Raw genomic sequence first — 1,907 nt, 5'->3', positions numbered from 1 at the left:
GACAAAATTTGGTTCAAGGCATACCTCGTGGATGCGACCGAGCACAGGACGGACACCCTGTCCAACTTCATATACGTAGACATCGTAGACCGGAAAGGAAAAACCGTGCTCGCAAAGAAAATAAAGCGGGATTCGTGCGGTTTCGCCAACAACTTCGAGATTCCACACGTATTCCCCGCAGGGGATTATACGCTCCGGGCATACACCGGATGGATGACGAACTTCGACCCCGCATTCTTCTTCCAAAGGAACATCCGCATCGGAAACTCCCTATCCGGACGCGTAGACGCCGCGGTAACATACACCGATCCAAAAAACGGAACCCCCCAGGCCATCGTGCGATTCACCGGCCCGGACAGCGAACCCTATCCGGACGTAAACGTCCGGTTCGAGGTGTTCGACCGCAATGGTAAACGAATATCCGGAGCGCAGCAGAAAACCACCGTAACAGGAGCCGTATTCGTAGACCTGCCGCCCGATTCCATACGGCAAGGAGGGTACGTAAGCACCGCGATAGACCAGGGCGAGCTCTTCTTCAAAAAAGAGTTCTTCTTTCCCGAAGACTCCGTGCGCGTGGCCGTAAAGTTTATGCCTGAAGGGGGAGACCTCGTGCCCGGCGTGCCGCAGATCGTCGCTTTCAGGGCCGAACGATCGGACGCACGCACGGCCGAGGTCGAAGGCGTCGTAACGACTAAGGGCGGGGATACCGTCGCCCGCTTCGCCAGCGAGCACGACGGAATGGGATCGTTTCTGATCATCCCGAGGACAGGGGAACGCTACGTTGCGACCGTGGCGGCGCGCACGGGGGATACGCTGCGCATAGAGCTCCCTGAAGTCGACGACGACGGGTATGCGCTCGCGGCCGTGCAGACCCCGGACGAAGTCCGTTACCGGGTAAACCGCGATCCGGACAAGGAGTTCGAACCCATGACCGTCGTCGCGCACGTCCGTGGAAAATGCATCGGAATACAAAACCTGAACCCGATGAATCCGACCGGACGGTGGAAGACCGATTCGATACCCGAGGGAATACTCCACCTCGTGCTGATCGACAGCTCGCTCAGGACGCGCAGCGAGCGAATCCTGTTCGTGGCCCATCCGCACGACCGGGAAAGGTGGGAGGCGGCCTCCGACAAACCGCGCTACGAGCCCAGGCAGAAGGTCGTTATCCGGATCAGGCTGACTGCGGCTGACTCGACGCCGCTGGGGGCAGACTGCTCGGTCAGCGTGACGGACAGGAAAACCGTCGCGACCGATTCGCTCGGAGAGGACATTCGCGCGAACCTGCTGATGACTTCCGACATACGAGGATATGTCCGCAATCCGGGGTATTACTTCCGCGACGAATCCCCTGCGACCAGGCATCACAGGGATCTGCTCATGCGTACGCGCGGGTGGAGAAGGTTCGACTTCGCGAAGATCGCCGACACCGCCGCGTTCAGGCCCGAGCGGTTTTGCGAGCACGGGCAGTTCATCGCAGGACACGTGACCGGAATGATGGGAAAGGACGCGCCGCTGGCCAGGGTGACCGCCGTAGCCCTTAACAGAGAAAACGTGTTCGGAACCGCGGTCGCAGACGAACGGGGAAACTTCCTGATCGACGGGCTCGACTTCCGGGACACCACCCTGTTCATGGTGACGGCGAAGACCAGGAGGGGAAAGCCCGTGCAGGCGGTTGCCATCGAAGAATCCTATCCGAGACCTGCCTTCCTGAGAAAGAATCCTTTCGAACCGGAAACGGAAAAAAACGCAATGAACCGCTATCTCGAAAATACGAAAAAAGGTCTTCTCGATTTGAACGGAGAGAAGGTATACGAACTCCCGGGGGCAGTCGTAAGGGCTGTGGACCCTAGAAAACCAAAGGCGAACAGTTACGGTACGCTATACGATACAACCGCGCTCGCTAA

General features: G+C 58.6%; 1 protein-coding gene. It reads left to right on the top strand.

Going from position 1 to position 1,907, the window contains the following annotated elements:
• The coding region (locus PGR91_RS13480) for a hypothetical protein (RefSeq protein WP_118657304.1) at positions 1 to 1,907 on the top strand (1,907 nt) is incomplete at both ends.

The organism is Candidatus Alistipes pullistercoris (genome assembly GCF_027665465.1).
In the GTDB taxonomy this organism is placed as follows: domain Bacteria; phylum Bacteroidota; class Bacteroidia; order Bacteroidales; family Rikenellaceae; genus Alistipes_A; species Alistipes_A hominis.
The sequence above is the reverse complement of the archived record's forward strand: the minus strand, read 5'-3'. Positions and strand labels throughout refer to the sequence as shown.